The organism is Microcoleus sp. T3_D1 (genome assembly GCF_036700405.1).
Classification (GTDB): Bacteria; Cyanobacteriota; Cyanobacteriia; order Cyanobacteriales; family Microcoleaceae; genus Microcoleus.
Genome location: NZ_JAUBOV010000029.1, coordinates 1 through 16,050, shown reverse-complemented (window position 1 = coordinate 16,050; position 16,050 = coordinate 1). Strand labels below are relative to the sequence as shown.

9 protein-coding genes are annotated in these 16,050 nt (G+C 43.2%); 4 read left to right on the top strand and 5 right to left on the bottom strand.

Going from position 1 to position 16,050, the window contains the following annotated elements:
• Nucleotides 1-12: 12 nt before the first annotated feature.
• From QT992_RS15020 to QT992_RS15010, 3 genes are all read right to left on the bottom strand, one after another.
• Nucleotides 13-1,431: a transposase gene (locus tag QT992_RS15020; protein WP_333377184.1), complete on the bottom strand. Its 1,419-nt coding sequence runs from the start codon at nt 1,429-1,431 to the stop codon at nt 13-15.
• Between the two features lie 232 nt (nt 1,432-1,663).
• Nucleotides 1,664-2,098: an aminoacyl-histidine dipeptidase gene (locus QT992_RS15015; protein ID WP_333294207.1), complete on the bottom strand. Its 435-nt coding sequence runs from the start codon at nt 2,096-2,098 to the stop codon at nt 1,664-1,666.
• 297 nt (nt 2,099-2,395) lie between these two features.
• Nucleotides 2,396-3,094: a hypothetical protein gene (locus QT992_RS15010; protein WP_333377182.1), complete on the bottom strand. Its 699-nt coding sequence runs from the start codon at nt 3,092-3,094 to the stop codon at nt 2,396-2,398.
• 321 nt (nt 3,095-3,415) lie between these two features.
• Between QT992_RS15010 and QT992_RS15005 the strand changes: the two genes are divergently transcribed.
• The 3 genes from QT992_RS15005 (at nt 3,416) to QT992_RS14995 (ending at nt 12,364) form a co-directional block, all read left to right on the top strand.
• Nucleotides 3,416-5,002 carry an AAA family ATPase gene (locus QT992_RS15005; protein WP_333377180.1) on the top strand — a complete coding sequence of 529 codons (1,587 nt, stop codon included), beginning with the start codon at nt 3,416-3,418 and terminating at the stop codon, nt 5,000-5,002.
• 256 nt (nt 5,003-5,258) lie between these two features.
• Complete coding sequence (locus QT992_RS15000) at nt 5,259-8,447, top strand: hypothetical protein (RefSeq protein WP_333377178.1); 3,189 nt, start codon at nt 5,259-5,261, stop codon at nt 8,445-8,447.
• Complete coding sequence (locus QT992_RS14995) at nt 8,447-12,364, top strand: helicase-related protein (RefSeq protein ID WP_333377176.1); 3,918 nt, start codon at nt 8,447-8,449, stop codon at nt 12,362-12,364. The genes QT992_RS15000 and QT992_RS14995 overlap by 1 nt, the downstream gene beginning before the upstream one ends.
• Nucleotides 12,365-12,386: 22 nt before the next feature.
• On the opposite strand, the gene QT992_RS14990 is transcribed toward QT992_RS14995, so the two are convergent.
• Both QT992_RS14990 and QT992_RS14985 read right to left on the bottom strand, forming a co-directional pair.
• Nucleotides 12,387-14,180 (bottom strand): bifunctional 3'-5' exonuclease/DNA polymerase, encoded by a 1,794-nt coding sequence (locus QT992_RS14990; protein WP_333377174.1) that lies wholly within the window; start codon nt 14,178-14,180, stop codon nt 12,387-12,389.
• Between the two features lie 195 nt (nt 14,181-14,375).
• Nucleotides 14,376-14,648 carry a hypothetical protein gene (locus tag QT992_RS14985; RefSeq protein WP_333377172.1) on the bottom strand — a complete coding sequence of 91 codons (273 nt, stop codon included), beginning with the start codon at nt 14,646-14,648 and terminating at the stop codon, nt 14,376-14,378.
• A 206-nt stretch (nt 14,649-14,854) separates the two neighbouring features.
• On the opposite strand from QT992_RS14985, the gene QT992_RS14980 reads away from it, so the two are divergent.
• Nucleotides 14,855-16,003, top strand: a complete 1,149-nt coding sequence (locus QT992_RS14980; protein WP_333377170.1) for an RNA-guided endonuclease TnpB family protein — start codon at nt 14,855-14,857, stop codon at nt 16,001-16,003.
• Nucleotides 16,004-16,050: the final 47 nt, after the last annotated feature.

Here is a 16,050-nt window from a genome sequence, read left to right as displayed (position 1 = left end):
CCGCTGAGATTCTTAAGAAATTGCGTTCTTAATATCCCTATTGCTAGGGTTCCCAAACTCAGCACGTTTGCTCGATTTGAGCGTACTGATATCTTTTGGGCGTTTAGGCGACGATGCGCCAAGTTTCGCGGAGTCCCCGCGTACTATTGACAAAGCTCTATCCCTGATGGTTTTTGCCGCACCGATATCGGCGTGTTCGTGATAGCCGCACTGATTACAAATGAATTTTTCATTTTCTCTGTTGGCTTTTTCAGTGTGTCCACAGTTCCGGCATTCTTGGCTGGAATATTTAGGATTAACTTTAACTACTGTCTTGCCCTGCTTCGCAGCTAGATACACGACTTTCAACCCCAAATTACCCCAACTCGCATCAGAGATGGCTCTATTTAAACCTTTCTTTCTGGATTGACCATTTTTCAGAAATCTTCCATTTTTCTCATCGGTTTTCGCTTTACAGCGACGCATTATCCCAGAAATATTCAAGTCTTCAATAGCTATGATATCCACTTTGCGAGATGCAATTTTGTGGGCAACCTTCCATTGATAGGCTTCGCGCTTGTCGCTAATCTTTTGGTGGAACTTACCGACTCTAATGGCTGCTTTCTTGCGGTTCTTACCGCCTTTAACTTTACGGATAACCCGTCTCTGTCTAATCTTCAGAGTACGTTTAGCTTTCTTATTGGTGGAAAACTTAGGGTTGTCTATTTGGTAGCCATCGGAGAGATGAACCAGTTTAGTAAGCCCTAAATCAATACCTAAAACTTTGGGTTTGTCCCCGATAGTTTTGGGTGTGTGCTCAGGAATAGTTGAGTCTTCGATTCTGACAGAAATATACCAACCATTCTGACGCTTTCTTACCGTACAAGCTTTGATGGTAAAACCGTTGGGAATGGAACGCGAATTATGAAAGCGCATCCATCCCAGCTTAGGTAAGTAAATTTTATTGCCTTGGATTTTCACACCCATTGTGTAAGTAAAGGACTTAAAATTACTGCGGTTTTTGAAACTGGGAAAGCCTCGACCGTCAAAGAAATTCTTATAGGCTGTGTCGAGGCGTTTAACGTTCTGTTGCAGAACCGTCGAATCTATACCCGCGTACCAAGGGCGAGAAACCTTCAATTCAGGTAACGCAGTTATCTGAATATCTCCGGCACTTCTACGCGGGTTTCTTATCTTACCTTCCTTATCTACTTTTGAGTCTTTCCATGGGTTGCCTGTTGCACCATTTTTGCTCACAAAGCAGGTTAAGGCACAAGCTTTGGATTGAGTTCTAAGATCGCAGTAATCCCCTTGAATAAACTGCTGATTGTACTGATTTATTCGGTCATTTAAGCTCCAGTTGTACTGACTTCGCAGCATATCAAGCCAAGCGGACATTTTTATGTCTTGGGTTTGATTTGGGCGTAGTTTATAGACGTAGTTTGTTAGCACTCGGTTTCCTTACCTCCCGGCTAATACTATAGCATCCATCTCAGGGAATATACATTAAGAACTAAGAAAGATTCACGGCGGTTAAAACCGCGTCCCGCTTTCATCTCAGTTCTAAAGACTCTGAGTTTTCCGCTTGGGCTGTGTTATAAGCTTCCCCACTCCTAGAATAAATGAGGAGTGGGGAAGCAGCCATTAACAGGCTATTTTTGACATTCTTAGTTGCTCAAGTGGCTCAATCCAAATCATCGATGTCGTCGTCAGCAACATCCACTTCTTCATGCACACTTTGCGAGCTTGAAGCGACTCCGCTGCTCTGACGGGCGAGCCGTTGATTGCGAATGCCCCGATGCTTGGCGCGGCGATCGCGGATTGCATCCATATCGGTCAATCCGTATAGGATGCGACCAGCACGCATCAATTCCTTTAAAGGTGTCTCGCTGTAGTCAGCGCGAAATTGGGCATTATGTGTCTCCCAATCAAATTGGCCGCCGTTAAAGCGAGCAACGCTTGCCAGTTCTCGACCTGATTCTTCTCTCAAAACTTCTAGTACCATTAGGCGAAGTTTATCGTTGTAACTAATGCACTTGTCGAGGGCTTTTATCTGAGTCTTATGAGCTTTAGCGGTATGGGTTGCATTAGTCTTTTGAACTTTTTCAGTGACTCTCATTTCTCAATTTTCCTGAATTCAAGTTTGTTCATATACACAGCAGCAATCGCTGCCTCTTTAAGTTTAATTATTGGGCTTAACTTTCACATAAAATATTAATAAGTGTGTTTAAGATTAATTAAGTTGAAAGTAATTAATACTTTAAATATTTCCCTGAAAGCTTAAGTTTGATTAAAATACTCATAATATGAATAAAATAAAAAACTCTACTCTACCGTTTTTAGGTAGAGCAGAGTTTTACATATTCAACACGAGCGACGGTGAAGGAAGCTGTAAAATTTGAGCGAGGGTGAAAAATTATTCTAAATCTTCGTCTTCGTCCTCATCTTCATCAGCATCATCTTCCTCATCTTCTTCCTCGGTATCGAAATCATCTTCGCTGTCTTCGTCCAAGTCTTCTTCGGATTCATCTGTTTCCTCATCTTCATCAGCATCAAGTTCATCTTCTAAGTCATCATCATCTTCATCATCGGATTCATCCTGCTTGTTATAGCTATTGCGTTTAGCAAGCGATTCTTGATTGAATTTGACAAGACCTTTAATTGCTTCTTGCGCGTCAACCTCGAAAACGTCGTACAGTTTGGCCATCACAAGAGCAATGACTTCAATATCGTGGCGCAGTGCATCAGGTTGACCGAATAAAGCTGGAAACACTTCATTATTCCAACGCTGCCAGTTCATCGTTTTGCCGCGTTTTTTCAACTGAGCAGCAATATCCAAACCAAGTTTTTCTTTGGTAGCGTGACCTACCTTAGTTTGGAGGCGTTTTTCGCGCAGTTGAATTTTGACTCCAAATTTTTTCAGGATGGTAGTTCGCACGCGGTCTAGAAGTGCGTCTGCTTGCTCTTCTACAGTGAGTGTCGAACGGCGACTGACCTGCGATTGGGTAGCTGTCGCTGGGCTCTTTGACTTAGCAGCACCATAGCTTTTGCCATTCAAAGTCACCGCTCCATTGGATGGGCGAGAGTTATGGTTTTTAGCTGTTGTTGTAGCCATAAAGTTTGATTTAATTAAACTACTTCACGGCTAACAGCGCCGTTAGGCGCTCTCAAATTTCATCAAATTTATAATTAGTTTTTTTTATTATCATTAATAATAATTAATAGTTTTTCCTGTGAAATAAATTTCTGTAATATTTCGGTGTATCTTTTTTTGAGTAGCAGAAATACATAATTATGTATATTGAGGAAATTAGGTAAATAATTCCTAAGAATTAAGAGGAGGTTTGGCTGCTGTAGAACTATTGGCTGATGGCAACGCTCGACCGTAGCCTATCAATGAGAAAAGTACCTTTGAATATTTCTTACCGTGGAATTTATGCGTACCATTAATGACTGGCTCGCTTTGGCCCAAAGAGGCATTAAGATTGTCGGGCTGGAGTATTACACGCCTGACCGAATCAGAGTTTTAGCACAGTTTCACAATTGGGGGCAGGAACTGCATTTGCCTGTTTTCTTTTGGAACTCTGGGTACAGTTGCTTGCAGGAAATTGTGAGTTGGGACGGTCAGTGCATCTTACAAAATACTGACTTGCACCCAGATTCTGACGTGCTTCAGTTTCTATTAGAGAGTAGGAGAGAGGGAATTTACATTCTTGAGGGAGTGTTAGATTTTGACGAATCCGGTCAGGTGAGTTCGCGTCTGGGGTTTCAACTGGCAAATGCTTACTATCACTCATCTTGGTCTGCGGCTCCTCAGTTTTGGGTGATGTTGGAAAACTACATACAACTGCCGGTGAACTTGCAGCCTTTGATTCCCGTACTGACGACTCCATTACCGTCCCGAGTTGCAGCGCAAAAGGTAGTGGAGTTATTTTGCGATCGCCATCCTGGGCTTAGTGACAAAAGTAACGAGATATTGCAAGCAGAAGTGGTTCGAGCTTGCCAGGGGTTGCCCCAAGGTGAGATCGAGTTAATTTTAGAGCGATCGCTAGCTTTTGCTTCGACTGTAGAGGAAATGGCGCGGTTGGTGCTCGACCACAAGGTTAACAAGCTGCGGGGGCGAGGCTTAGAGTTTATTGCCGAGGCAGATGTGCCGGATGCAGGTGGTTTAGACTTGCTAGACGAGTCGCTGTCAAAGGTGGCTTCTCTGTTGAGTCCAGAAGCAGAGAAATACGGACTCAAATTTCCCAAGGGAATGATTCTCTGGGGGCCGCCGGGTACGGGCAAAAGTCTGAGTGCTAAACTTGCGGCTAAGAAGATGGGAGTACCGCTGTTGGCGGCTGATTGGGGTTCGATCGTCGGTTCTTCTAGGCCTGATTTAGCTTTGCGCGAACTGCTGGAACTGACTCAGGCTTTAAGTCCGACAATTCTATATTGGGACGATTTTGATAAAGGTTTTGCAGGGTGGGATTCCAATGCAGATGGCGGCGTTTCCAGGCGCTTATCGGGGAAGCTTTTAACCTGGATGCAAGAACATCAATACCCAATTTATATCGTGGCGACGGTTAACCGTTTGGGGATGTTGCCACCGGAATTAATTCGTCGCTTTGATGATATTTTCTTTGTGGATTTGCCTCACGAAGGGGCGATGTATGAGATTTTCAATCTTCATCTGAAAAAATATTTTCCTGAGTTTCGTAATGCTTCTGAGTCGCCTTGGACAGATGATGAGTGGCGAATTCTGTTGAGGGATTACAGGCTTTGTACGCCCGCTGAAGTCGGCAATGCTGTGAGAAAATGTGCTGAGGAAATTTACTATCGCGATCGGCTACAAGGGAAACAGCCTGATGAATTGAAGGTGACTTTGCAGGACTTGCGACATCAGCGCTATCAGTTTACGCCGTCGATGCTTCGCGATGAGGAGCAGATTCTAGCGATTCGCAATCAAGCGAGTTATGCTAGATCGGCTAGTGGGCCGGATCGATCGCGATTTTCTATTCCGTTACAGGAATTGTTTGGGTAGTATCCACGAGGAATAGAGTTCTTAACTAACTCATTTACTGCAAGCAAGACTTTCCTATGATAGCCACAATGTGTCCGCAATCGCTTTCATCCATGCTGGCGAAAGCCTTTTCAGAGAAGCATTACAACCGTGAGAGTGAATTGGGTTGACAGATTGCCTACTCTTAAGTTATTAAGTGAATAGGTTCCATCGGTTCGGACTGTAAAGCTCGAATAGGTGAAGCAGTCAAAAGACTGGTATAAAAGACAAAACTAATATGCACTCAAAAGAAAGCGGTGCCGAAATTCAGGCACGATCGCCCAAGTCTTCTATTGATCTGGCTACGCTCGTAGATCTAATTGCTAAAGCACTTTCACCAAACAACCTGACGGAAAATGCTGACAAGAAAGACCCCAAATACAAGCCAGCATTGATTTTCCAGCCAGAAGACAACCGCCTGAGACTTTGTACTTCAGCCGTTCTTCACCGGTTATTTTCACAGCCGGAATTCAAAAAAGCTTTCAATCCAACTAAAGGTGATGGGTTTATTCAGAACTTGCCAATGCCAGCATACGGCACTCGCTCTCGCATTGGAGGCTGTTTGACTGAAGGCAATGCAGCGAAGTTGCCTGCTGCCCTTGACCGATTAATCGCTGCGATAGACCAGGCAATCGATACTGCTTTACCCCAAGAAGCCTCTTTATCTTCACTGCTGTTAGAGCAACCCATTCAGCAAATTGATCGACTGGCACAAGCAGCGGGTACTGCTTTCAAAAATCAAGCCAACACAGCTAATCTTATCCCCCTAGAATTTCAATCCGCAGATGTTAAGCCGGATAATTCTTCCACAACTGTAGCCAAAGTAATATCAGCAATTGAACGAGTTGAGGCTATTGATTATTTTGAACAAATGTGCAAGGCAGTCAGCCAGCATCTTGTTCAGCGTGACTGTGATGAAGATGACATTGAATCAGCTCTTGATAGTCTAGCTGCGGAACAGGAAAGAGAGGATAGCCAAATCAATCGTTTTTTGAACTTTTTAGATGATGAAGCATTAGCCCGCGTTCGCCTAACAATTACCTTCCAGATTATGGAAGCGATCGCAGAAAATGCCCAGATGCTTAATAAACAGGAATATCAACTATTAGCAGAATACATCAATCGGGTACTTACTCTGTTTGAATCGGCCAAAGAAACCAGTTACACCGTCGATCTAACCGCTCATTTCGGTAATGCTGCTGAATTCGACTTGCTAGATTACTTGAGCAAAGCAATCTTCTATTCCTGTCTTCCGGTTTGGGCTGAATGGAAAACCCAAATTTTTGAGGAAAAAGTTAGAAATCAAGCAGCAACCAGTTCCAGTTATGGCGTGATTCGGGAGGTCAGCTATCGCTTTCGAGTCAACGGACAAAATCCTGAATTGGGCAAACCTGCTTTTGAAGGGCGACTCGATCAAATCAGAGCAGAATTAATTGGCGATAATGAAGTTTCACCTCATCCTTGTCGTCGGTTAGCTGAACTTATATTTTTAGCAGTCGTTGTTCCCAAAGAGGATGAAGCATCGCTAAGTAAAGAATCACTATCTGATTCAGTACAGCAACTCCTTAAAACGCTAAAAACTGGCGGCGTGGCTTCTGTTAGTCAGGTGCTACAGGATTTAGAGAAACGCGCCTCATCAATGGAATTAATTGCAACAGCTTTGATTTCCATACTCCGCACAAAAAGCCAAAAGATTATTTCTCAAGTTCAGCATCGTTCCTCCCAACAATTCATCTGCGTGAACCGAGATATCATCGAGTGGTCGCGATTAGAAGGGGCAGAATCTGGTGTTCGAGATTTACTTGTGGGACCCCAGCAACGTTCTCGCGAACAGGTGGAATGGTTTAAATATATTGAAATTCGCGATCGACCAGAAATGCAGGGGCTTCTATTCTCAGTTAAGGTGAATGCTCAACTTTCTGAATACAATTTAGCAATCAAAGGAAATCCACATTCAATTCAGGTACAGCGGTTATTGCCAAAGAAAATTCTTCAAATTTGTTGGGTTCCATGTTCTTCTCAACAAGAAGATGGTAAATGGGTTTACAAATTTGTGGAATCGGCAAAATCAATCAAAGGATGGGTATTACCAGCCGCCATCCAAGTTGAATACGATATTCAAACTTTGAAGCGACGAGCAGATCGAAAAGGATCTGAAGAAAGTAAACAGTATCATGCAGCAGCAGTTACTGCATTTATAGTGCTAGTTTACTGCTGCTTATGGCGGATTATCCAACGCTTGAAACAATCTGGTGATTTAGAGCCAGTTGAGTTTACAACTTTGATGCTGCGATTACAAGAAATAGGTAAACAGAGTGATGAAGGGAATGGTGATTCCTATGTTTATGCAGCAGCTCAAGCTCTTGAAGCAATTTTGAGTGAAAACACTCCTATCCGAATGCAAGGGGTTGTTCTTCAAAATCTTGAGAGTAAAAATTCCAAATATATTAAATTGGGCATTTTTAACGCTTTGTTGAGTGCATTTCCCATTGCCATCAGTACACCGACTCCCCCAACAGTTCCGAAAATTGGTTTAATTTCCTATGCAACCCGTCCCTGCGATGAGATAAATTGTTTGAGTGAAGATGAAAAGGGCTATCTTTTTCTAACTCAAAGTTACATTGCTACAGCTATTAATCAACCGTTTTCAGGTTACGAACTCAAGATGGATAGAATGCAGTCAGACGTAGTTGATTCTCCAGAACGGTTGAGAAAACAACGACTGGTGCAAGAAGAGATTGGTTATCTAAAAGCCAAAGGATGCCAGCATATTATTTTATTGTCTCATGCCTATGGCGGTCGTCGAACAAATCGGGCAGCAGATTACAATTCTCCCTTAACTCATAAAGAATTCCTGGAAGAAGTCTTTCAAACTTTCCCCGATTTGACGATTTATACAATGCAGCGGGATGTATTTCCAGCTACGAGATTGCGGAAGCGAAACTCTAATGAAGCCGCCTTTGAAATTTTACGGGCTGGAGACCATACGAGTTTCTTGATGTCTGTTGAAAAAGTTCGCGTGCGCGATGTGATTCCGGTTTATACATTTGCCACACTTTTTGCAATTCAAGAAGCGCAGCGTCCTCAGTCGGGTTTCTGCGTTTATTTCCTAGTATCTGACCAACGGGTTAGCAATATTGACTGGACTGAACGTAGCCGTCAGCATTTAGTTAATCCAGAACAGCAGTCTAGCGTTCATCCCTGTTTAATTTCAGTGCTGCGAGGATTGCATTTTATTGAAGCCGAACGAGGGGTGCAAAATGGACAACTGATCCCGGTACTAGACCCATTTAGCTGGATATCACCTACCACTACTGAAGCGGCTGGAGAAGTGGAAGTTTTGCACACTCGTCGAAAAGGACGAGTCTTACTCAGCTACCCCGCTTTGCTCAGTCATGTTTCTCAAGTTTTACACCGGAGGAAGTAATGCAATTATCGTTTCTTCGTCAGGCATCTATTTGGGGTCAGGTGTTTGAAATTGCCGTCAAACGTGGGGTGCTACTGCATCTGATTCATCAAGGATTGCTTCAGGATAATCATCCGGTTCTCCAACCTTGGCAAGTGGTCAAGAATGCAGATATTTATAATCAACTGGTTAGAACATTCCAACTGACAGATACAAATGCCAAAGAATGGGCAGGGACGATGGTGCGTCATCTGCTAGTAATGGGCTATGGTTTAGGCTGGACGGCGATGCGGGAATGCCTCAAGCACAATCCTGTTCGTAAAGCAAAGCTGGAAGCAATTTGGTGTCCTCTGGCACTTCCAGGGCAACTATCTGGCAGAGATGAAGAGAAAGAAAAGACGGCTAAGGCATTCCAAACGGCTTTCAATCTACCTGGAAAACCAGATCAGGGTTTACTTTACACAGGAGAACCTGCTAGAGCCGATTTTCTCTTATGGTTATCAACTGAGGAGAACACAGAAGGTAATTTAACGAGTAAATATGCAAGATTTCTGACCTCAAAGGAAAAAAAACGTCAGAAATTTGACAACTTTATTCTTTGTCTGGAGTTCTCGTATAACGCACCTGCAAAATTGGCAGACTTTAGAACTGAAACGTCTCACCAACAAGAAATTAATCGCTATGCCCGTTATATGGATGCACGGGGAGTTTTTTCTAAGGTTTGTGCTGAGGTAGAAGGTGAGGAGTTTTCGCTTTCGTCCAAATTGGCGAGTCATTTATCGGCATTTAGCAGTTCTGATAAACCTTTGTTTAAGCTCTGTCAGGCCTCATCTTACACTGAACGCCTGATTCACATTTTGCGATCGCGCGCTCGCTTAAAGGGAACTTGTAGTGCCAGAGCGATCGCAGTAACATCTAATGGGTTTGAAAGCCTCGCAGCTCATTTCATCGATCGAGAGCCAGAACCAGACCCTAGAGCTAGATTGATGAAATCATTGGGGGAAGCCTATCGAAATGTTCGCAAACTGAGCGATGATATCCCCGGCGAACTAGAGCAAGAAATTCGTGTAGTGTTCAATAAGTTGGTGCGATCGCTACCTCCTAATTTCAAGCAGCAAGCGAAGCAAATTGCTCAACTACCTGAATTGGGAGGAGATATTCACTTCCTATTTCAGGAGAACGTAGAGGGATTTTATAGCCCGATGCAAGAGATTTTACGGGAGGATGCGATCGCCGCCATTGAGGAAACAGCAGAACTGAAGGAGTTTTTTGGTGAAAATCCTCAGTCCCAGTTTGCACTTGCCCTTGATATACAGAGTCAACAAAACGCACAAATTCCATTACGCAAAGTTCATGCTGCCGCAGTCGTTGCAGGTTTAAATGCTGCCCAATCGGGGAGAATAAATGTAATTGCTTTAGAGGGAAATCCGGGAATTGGCAAAACTACGGCTGTTATAGACTTTCTCACTCAACAGTCTGAAGGATTCCTATTTCTTTACGTCAGTCCGCGAGTGGTGATTAATCGAGATGTAACAGCAAAACTCGCTAGAAAAAACGGTAATGCTACTGGTATATTGACCCTAACAAGTAATGCTAATTTAATTGCTTCAGCTTCTAAATGGTACAAGCAACAAATCGAGAAACATGGATTGGAATATCGCCGTATTGATGGTGCTGTTGTTGTTGATGGGATTGAAAAACTCAATTATCCCGATTGCAGTACCATCTTCCTGACCCCCGAAGAGGAACACGAAATTGATTGTAATATTGTCGCCTCTACCCGCTATAAACATTCTCTTTCCGAACGAGAGGACAGTATGGCATCATCTCAACCTCCGGGTGTCTTACGCACCCTAGCAGGCGCGGCGCGACGATTGCTAGAAGCTAATCCGCAGGTGAATCGTCTGGTTATGACTGCTGCGATTCAAGGCTATCGTTTGCTCGATCAAAAAACCACAGTCGATGCCCTCAGCAATTTGTTTAGAAAAAAAGCGCATACGACTTTGGGAAAAAATGAACGTCAGACCTTTGCGAAGCAAATTCCTACAATTATTGTAATGGTAGATGAACTAGCTGGCGATGGTGCAGGAGCGCCCTTTGTTCATAAGTTAGCCGAATGGTTACACGAACAATTTATTGAACCATTTGAAGGAACTCAATCGCCTTTTAAGGTTGTTCTGATTGTTGCCGATGCCTCGTTGAGCAATGAAATTGTTCTTAATAACTTTCTCAATTCAGGGAATCGCGCTCCTGACAAAGTGCTAATTAGTGCAAGTCAGGGTGAAGCTGCATTTCGGGTAACGGGTACTTATACAAAAGTCGGTCCCAAAAAATACCCGACACTGCACGTAATGACAAATAGCTATCCAGCTTCAAAACTGAACATTGACTATAGTATTCGCCTTTCACTTGTCACACCAGAGTTAATCAGTGATGGCAGAAAGCAGGGAATCCGACAAGCGATTAGAGAACAACTACAAGACAAATTTTTGATGAATGCTTATCAAGAAATCCAAAACGGGTTAAAACAAGGAGCAGAGCAGCTAATCTTCTTTGCCCAAGATAAAACATTTCTCCGTCAGTTGCGTGAGAAATTGACAATGGGAACAGATGCTCTATGCGAGAACGAACAGGTAGCAGTTTTGGATCAAAGCGTGCCACCGCATCAACGCTTGGAACTGGTACAGGAACCACGACGCGATCAGATCCGAGTTTTTCTGATGACTTCTTCAGGGGCGAGAGGAATTTCTTTCCCTAAAACCGATTGGATTATTGCGGCAATTCCCCGCTTCAATATTGAAGCCGCTTTGATGGAAATTGCACAACTGATTTATCGAGGTCGGGGAGAATATACAAATCCCGAAACTAGAGAGAAAGTTTCTGGAGATGACAAAAATCGACGGTTAGTTATGCTCATCAACGATGTTATCGTTGTAGAAGAAGATATCGATCGTCAAAGAGTCTGGTTGCGTCAGGCCAGCGATTTATTGACTTTGCTCGTGATGCTGCGTTCTACAATTTACACGCGCATCAAAGGGGATGCCGGACTGAAGCGGCAGCGAATTGCCTTTGTCCCAGTTGGTTCGGTTGGGGACACAGAATTATTGAGCTTGATGTCGGAAGATGTTTGTAGTTTCTTACACGAAGCTACAGTTTTTATGTACGATAGTCCCCATAAAGATGTTAAAGGAATTGTCAGTAAGGCAATGCAGCTAACGAGAAAAATTTTCGCTCGTTTCAAATTGCAAGGTTTAGCACCGGATAAAAATGCTAAGTCTTATGTAGATTATCAAACCCTAGAAGCGATGATCAAGACTGTTTCTCGTCCTTCAAGTCGGTTATTGCCATCGTTGGAAAACGATGCGTTGGTGATTCCAGAGAGCCTAACTTGTATCGGACCGTTTTGGATGGAAGACTGGAGCGATCGCAAAACCGAGGAACGCTTCAGCTTTGAGGGATGGCGAACGGATATTCAGGAAAATAGCAATCATCTTTTAGGATTGCTACGACAAATTTATGAAGGAAATAAGTTTCCACCAAAACTCAAACGTCCGGCAAAAGAATTGCATAAGTTATTGATTCGCGAACAGCAGGAAAGCATCATTGAATACTCAACTATTCAGGCTTTCAAAACCAAAAATATGGTAATTGGTCTACCGCTGGATTATCCCCATTTTTGGAGCGAGCAGTTAGAGGATGGGATTGGCGAACAAGTATTAGAAGACGCGGAAATTTGGAGGAATGCACTAGGACGCTCCTTAACACCTCAAGGTTTAGTGATGCCTGTAATAGCACAATATGAATCATTCCCTTGGGTGGCTGTGGCAGGCAGGCGAGTATTTGCACAATTAGAAACCGTTTTCGCCGATCGCTATTTTATGGCATCTAGTGAACTGAATCTTCTCAACACTATCTTGCTTGAAGATGAAGTCGAGTAAAACTTCTAAATTCTAATTAAATTCAAGCCCAAGAAGAAGCAATTTTTACTTCCAATTCTACAGGAACTTGCTGCAAATATACTTCTCCAGATTCTACCATCACTTTTTTGAGAATGCGAGTGGTTCTTTTTAAAGTAGTCTGCGGACACTCTAACAGAATCTCGTCATGTACCACACCGATTAATTTTGCTCCAGTCTTGGGTAGGACTTTGAACAAACGAGCGATCGCCACTTTCAACATATCAGCCGAAGTTCCTTGAACCGGGTGATTAAGCAACTCAGAAAGCCGGGGTTTCTTTGCCCACCGTCTTCTACGTCCGCCAATTGTACGAATTTGCTTGATATCTTTGACGTACACCCTTCTCCTGATGCTGTCATGCCATCTTTTGATTCCAGAATAAGCTTGGAAAAATCGTCTTCTGAACTCTTTAGCTTCGTCCAAGGTTAAAAGAACATCATATTTTTCCTCAGCATAAGCTTGAAGTTTGGCAGCACCCATGCCATAAATTAATCCGAAATTAACTGATTTAGCTATGCGCCTATCCTCTGCCGTTACCTCCTCTAATGGCTTTCCCGTAATCAAAGAAGCCGTTAAAGTATGCAAATCTTCACCTTTAGCGTAGGCATCTAACATTCGGCAATCGCCAGATATTTCAGCGACAATCCTTAGCTCGATTTGGCTGTAATCCGCTTTAATAATTTGATATCCGGGAGCGGCAATGAAGCACGCACGCATCCCCTTTGCCGTACAATTCCTGGGAACGTTTTGCAAGTTTGGCTTATTGCAACTAAAGCGTCCAGAACGCGCACCGCATTGCCGATAGCTGGGGTGAATCCTCCCCGTTATCGGGTGAATGTGTTTGGGCAATGCCTCAGCAAAATTTGAACACAAAGATGCTAATTTCCGATAATTAAGTAGCAACTGGATAATCGGGTATTGACCAGCTAGAGGAATAAGTTCGCTCTTGGTTGTTGACTTGATTGGAATGTTGAGAGCCTGAAGAGCACTTAAAACTTGTACAGACGAGCGAGGGTTTATGGTTTCCACCATCTCTGGAAATAGCGAAAGTTGTGCGCTAGGGGCTGGTTTAAGACCGGCTTTTACTAATTCCAGCAGCGTAGTCTGTTTTTGAGCTTTCAGTTCCTCCCCCACCAAATGCCATTGTTCTGCATCCAGTAACATTCCATTTAGTTCCATTTGGGCTACAGCAGGCATCGCTTCAAATTCAATTTGGGCGGTTTCTAGTAACCCAGCATTCCGAAGTTTTGAGATGAGTCGCGCTCTAATTTTCAGCAGGACAGCAGCATCTAAAGCGGCGTATTCTAACTGAGAAGCTGATAGCTTACCTCCGAAATTGCTCGACTGTAGGCTCTTGTCAAGTTTGATTCCTAAAAATTCAAGAGCGAGGGATTGTAGATCGTGGTTTTTCTTGAGTCCCGATCGCAACACCTGGCTCGCTAGCATGACATCAAAAAATGGGCCAGACGGTCTAAGTCCAGCTATTTCTAGTACCTGCCAGTCGAACTTACCATTTTGAAATATTTTGAGCGCACTGCTGTTTAGAAGTGCTTTTAAAGGCGATAATTCGCGCTCGGCAAAAGCAGCTAGATCGACAATTATCACTGGGCGTTGGGGAACAGCTATTTGGATGAGTCGGATGCGTTCCGTAAGTGGATCTAGCCCGGTGGTTTCTGTGTCTATGGCTATAACACGAGCTTTTATTAAAGGCGAGAGAACATCATTTAGTCTGGAAAAGTTTGTAATCAGCTCGTATTCCACAATAGGATTTGGGGCGAAGTGTGGGGAATTATTCATGGGAGTAGAGGGGTTTTAAGGTAATAGTTTTAGTCGTAAGATTGATAGAACTAGCAGAGATATTGGGGCAGACATTCGGTATTGAAGTCTAAGTTACATTCTTAATATTTATTTTGAAATATACTAATAGTAATTTGTTGAAAGGTAAGTTGTGCTGTCCCCACTAACCAAACGGTATAGTGGGGAAGCAATCATCTACCTTTTGTCTATTACAACTAGGTAGCTCTCAACAGTGACCGGGCGATCGCTCCCCCAAAAGATTTCTAAGGGAAGTTCGATTAACTTGGCTGACGTGCGCTTAAGAAAGGCTCGGAATGCTTGCGATCGCGGATCGGCTCGGACATTCATGGAATTGCTAACAACACTTACCAGGCGTCCATAATTGGCTAGAAAAAGGTTATAGGCACGTTGTATGATATCTAAATCAACTCCTTTGATGTGGGGCGTAGAAAATGGGGGATTTGCCAAAATTCTGCTATATCGCCTCTGCGGTTCAGTTGTTAACTAAAATGGCTTATATCCCCACCTATACGAATGTGAGGTGGGGATATAAGCCGAGGGATTGTGAGGTACATCCTTTATGGATCTCCGAGCAATCCCTAAATATTTCCGGCTTAGCTTTACTGTTATGTGTAAATTATAGTAAGATAAACATAACAGGGAGGTGATATTAAGTGCTACATAAAGCTGTGCAAGTCCGCTTATACCCATCTCAACAACAGCAAACACTACTAACTCAAGCATTTGGTTGCTCACGTTGGTGGTGGAATTATGCCTTGAATATATCTATTGAGACGTACAAAGAGACAGGCAAAGGGCTTGGACAAGTAGCACTCAATTCCTTATTACCTAAACTCAAAAAAGCGGAAGATACCCAGTGGTTAGCAGATTGTTACAGCCAAGTTTTGCAAGCTACAACGCTCAACTTAACCGCAGCTTATAAAAACTTTTTTGAAGGTAGAGCGAGATTTCCTCGGTTCAAATCCAAGCACGGTAGACAGTCGATTCAATACCCTCAAAAGGTCAAAATCGTAAACGGTAATGTCAGGCTTCCTGGCAAGATCGGTGAAGTCACAGCCAAAATACACAGACCAATTGAGGGGAAAATCAAAACCGTCACCATCAGCCAAACTTCATCGGGTAAATACTTTGCATCCATCTTGAGTGAGGTAGATGGAGAAAAGCCCAATTTTTCAGAAGGCAAGATTTATGGTGTTGACTTGGGACTAAAACACTTTGCAGTTATCACTGATGGTGAGAAAGTTTCCAAATACGACAACCCGAAGCATCTTGCCAAGCATCAGAAAAACCTCAAGCGCAAGCAACAAAAATTAGCACGCAAACAAAAGGGGAGTAAATCAAGAAATAAATATCGTAAAGTTGTCGCCAAAGTATACGAACGAGTTAGCAACTCACGGCAAGATTTTCTACATAAACTTAGTTACAAGTTGGTCAGCGATAGCCAAGCTGTCATAGTAGAAAGTCTTCATGTCAAGGGCATGGTTCGCAATCATAATTTGGCTGCATCAATATCTGATTGTGGATGGGGAATGTTCACTAATTTTTTAGCCTACAAGCTAGAACGCAAAGGCGCAAAGTTGGTGGAGATTGATAGATGGTTCCCTAGTTCTAAACTCTGCTCTAATTGTTTTTACGAGATGGATGAGATGCCGCTAGATATCAGGGAATGGACTTGTCCTAATTGCGGTACTCACCATGACCGAGATGGAAATGCAGCCATCAATATTAGAGCGGAAGGTATCAGAATGCTAAAGGCGGATGGTTCAGCCGTCGGGAGCATAACAGTTATGCGATCAGTATAAATACTGATGATAATTTAAGCTGCTGCTTTGAGATTGACACCAATCAT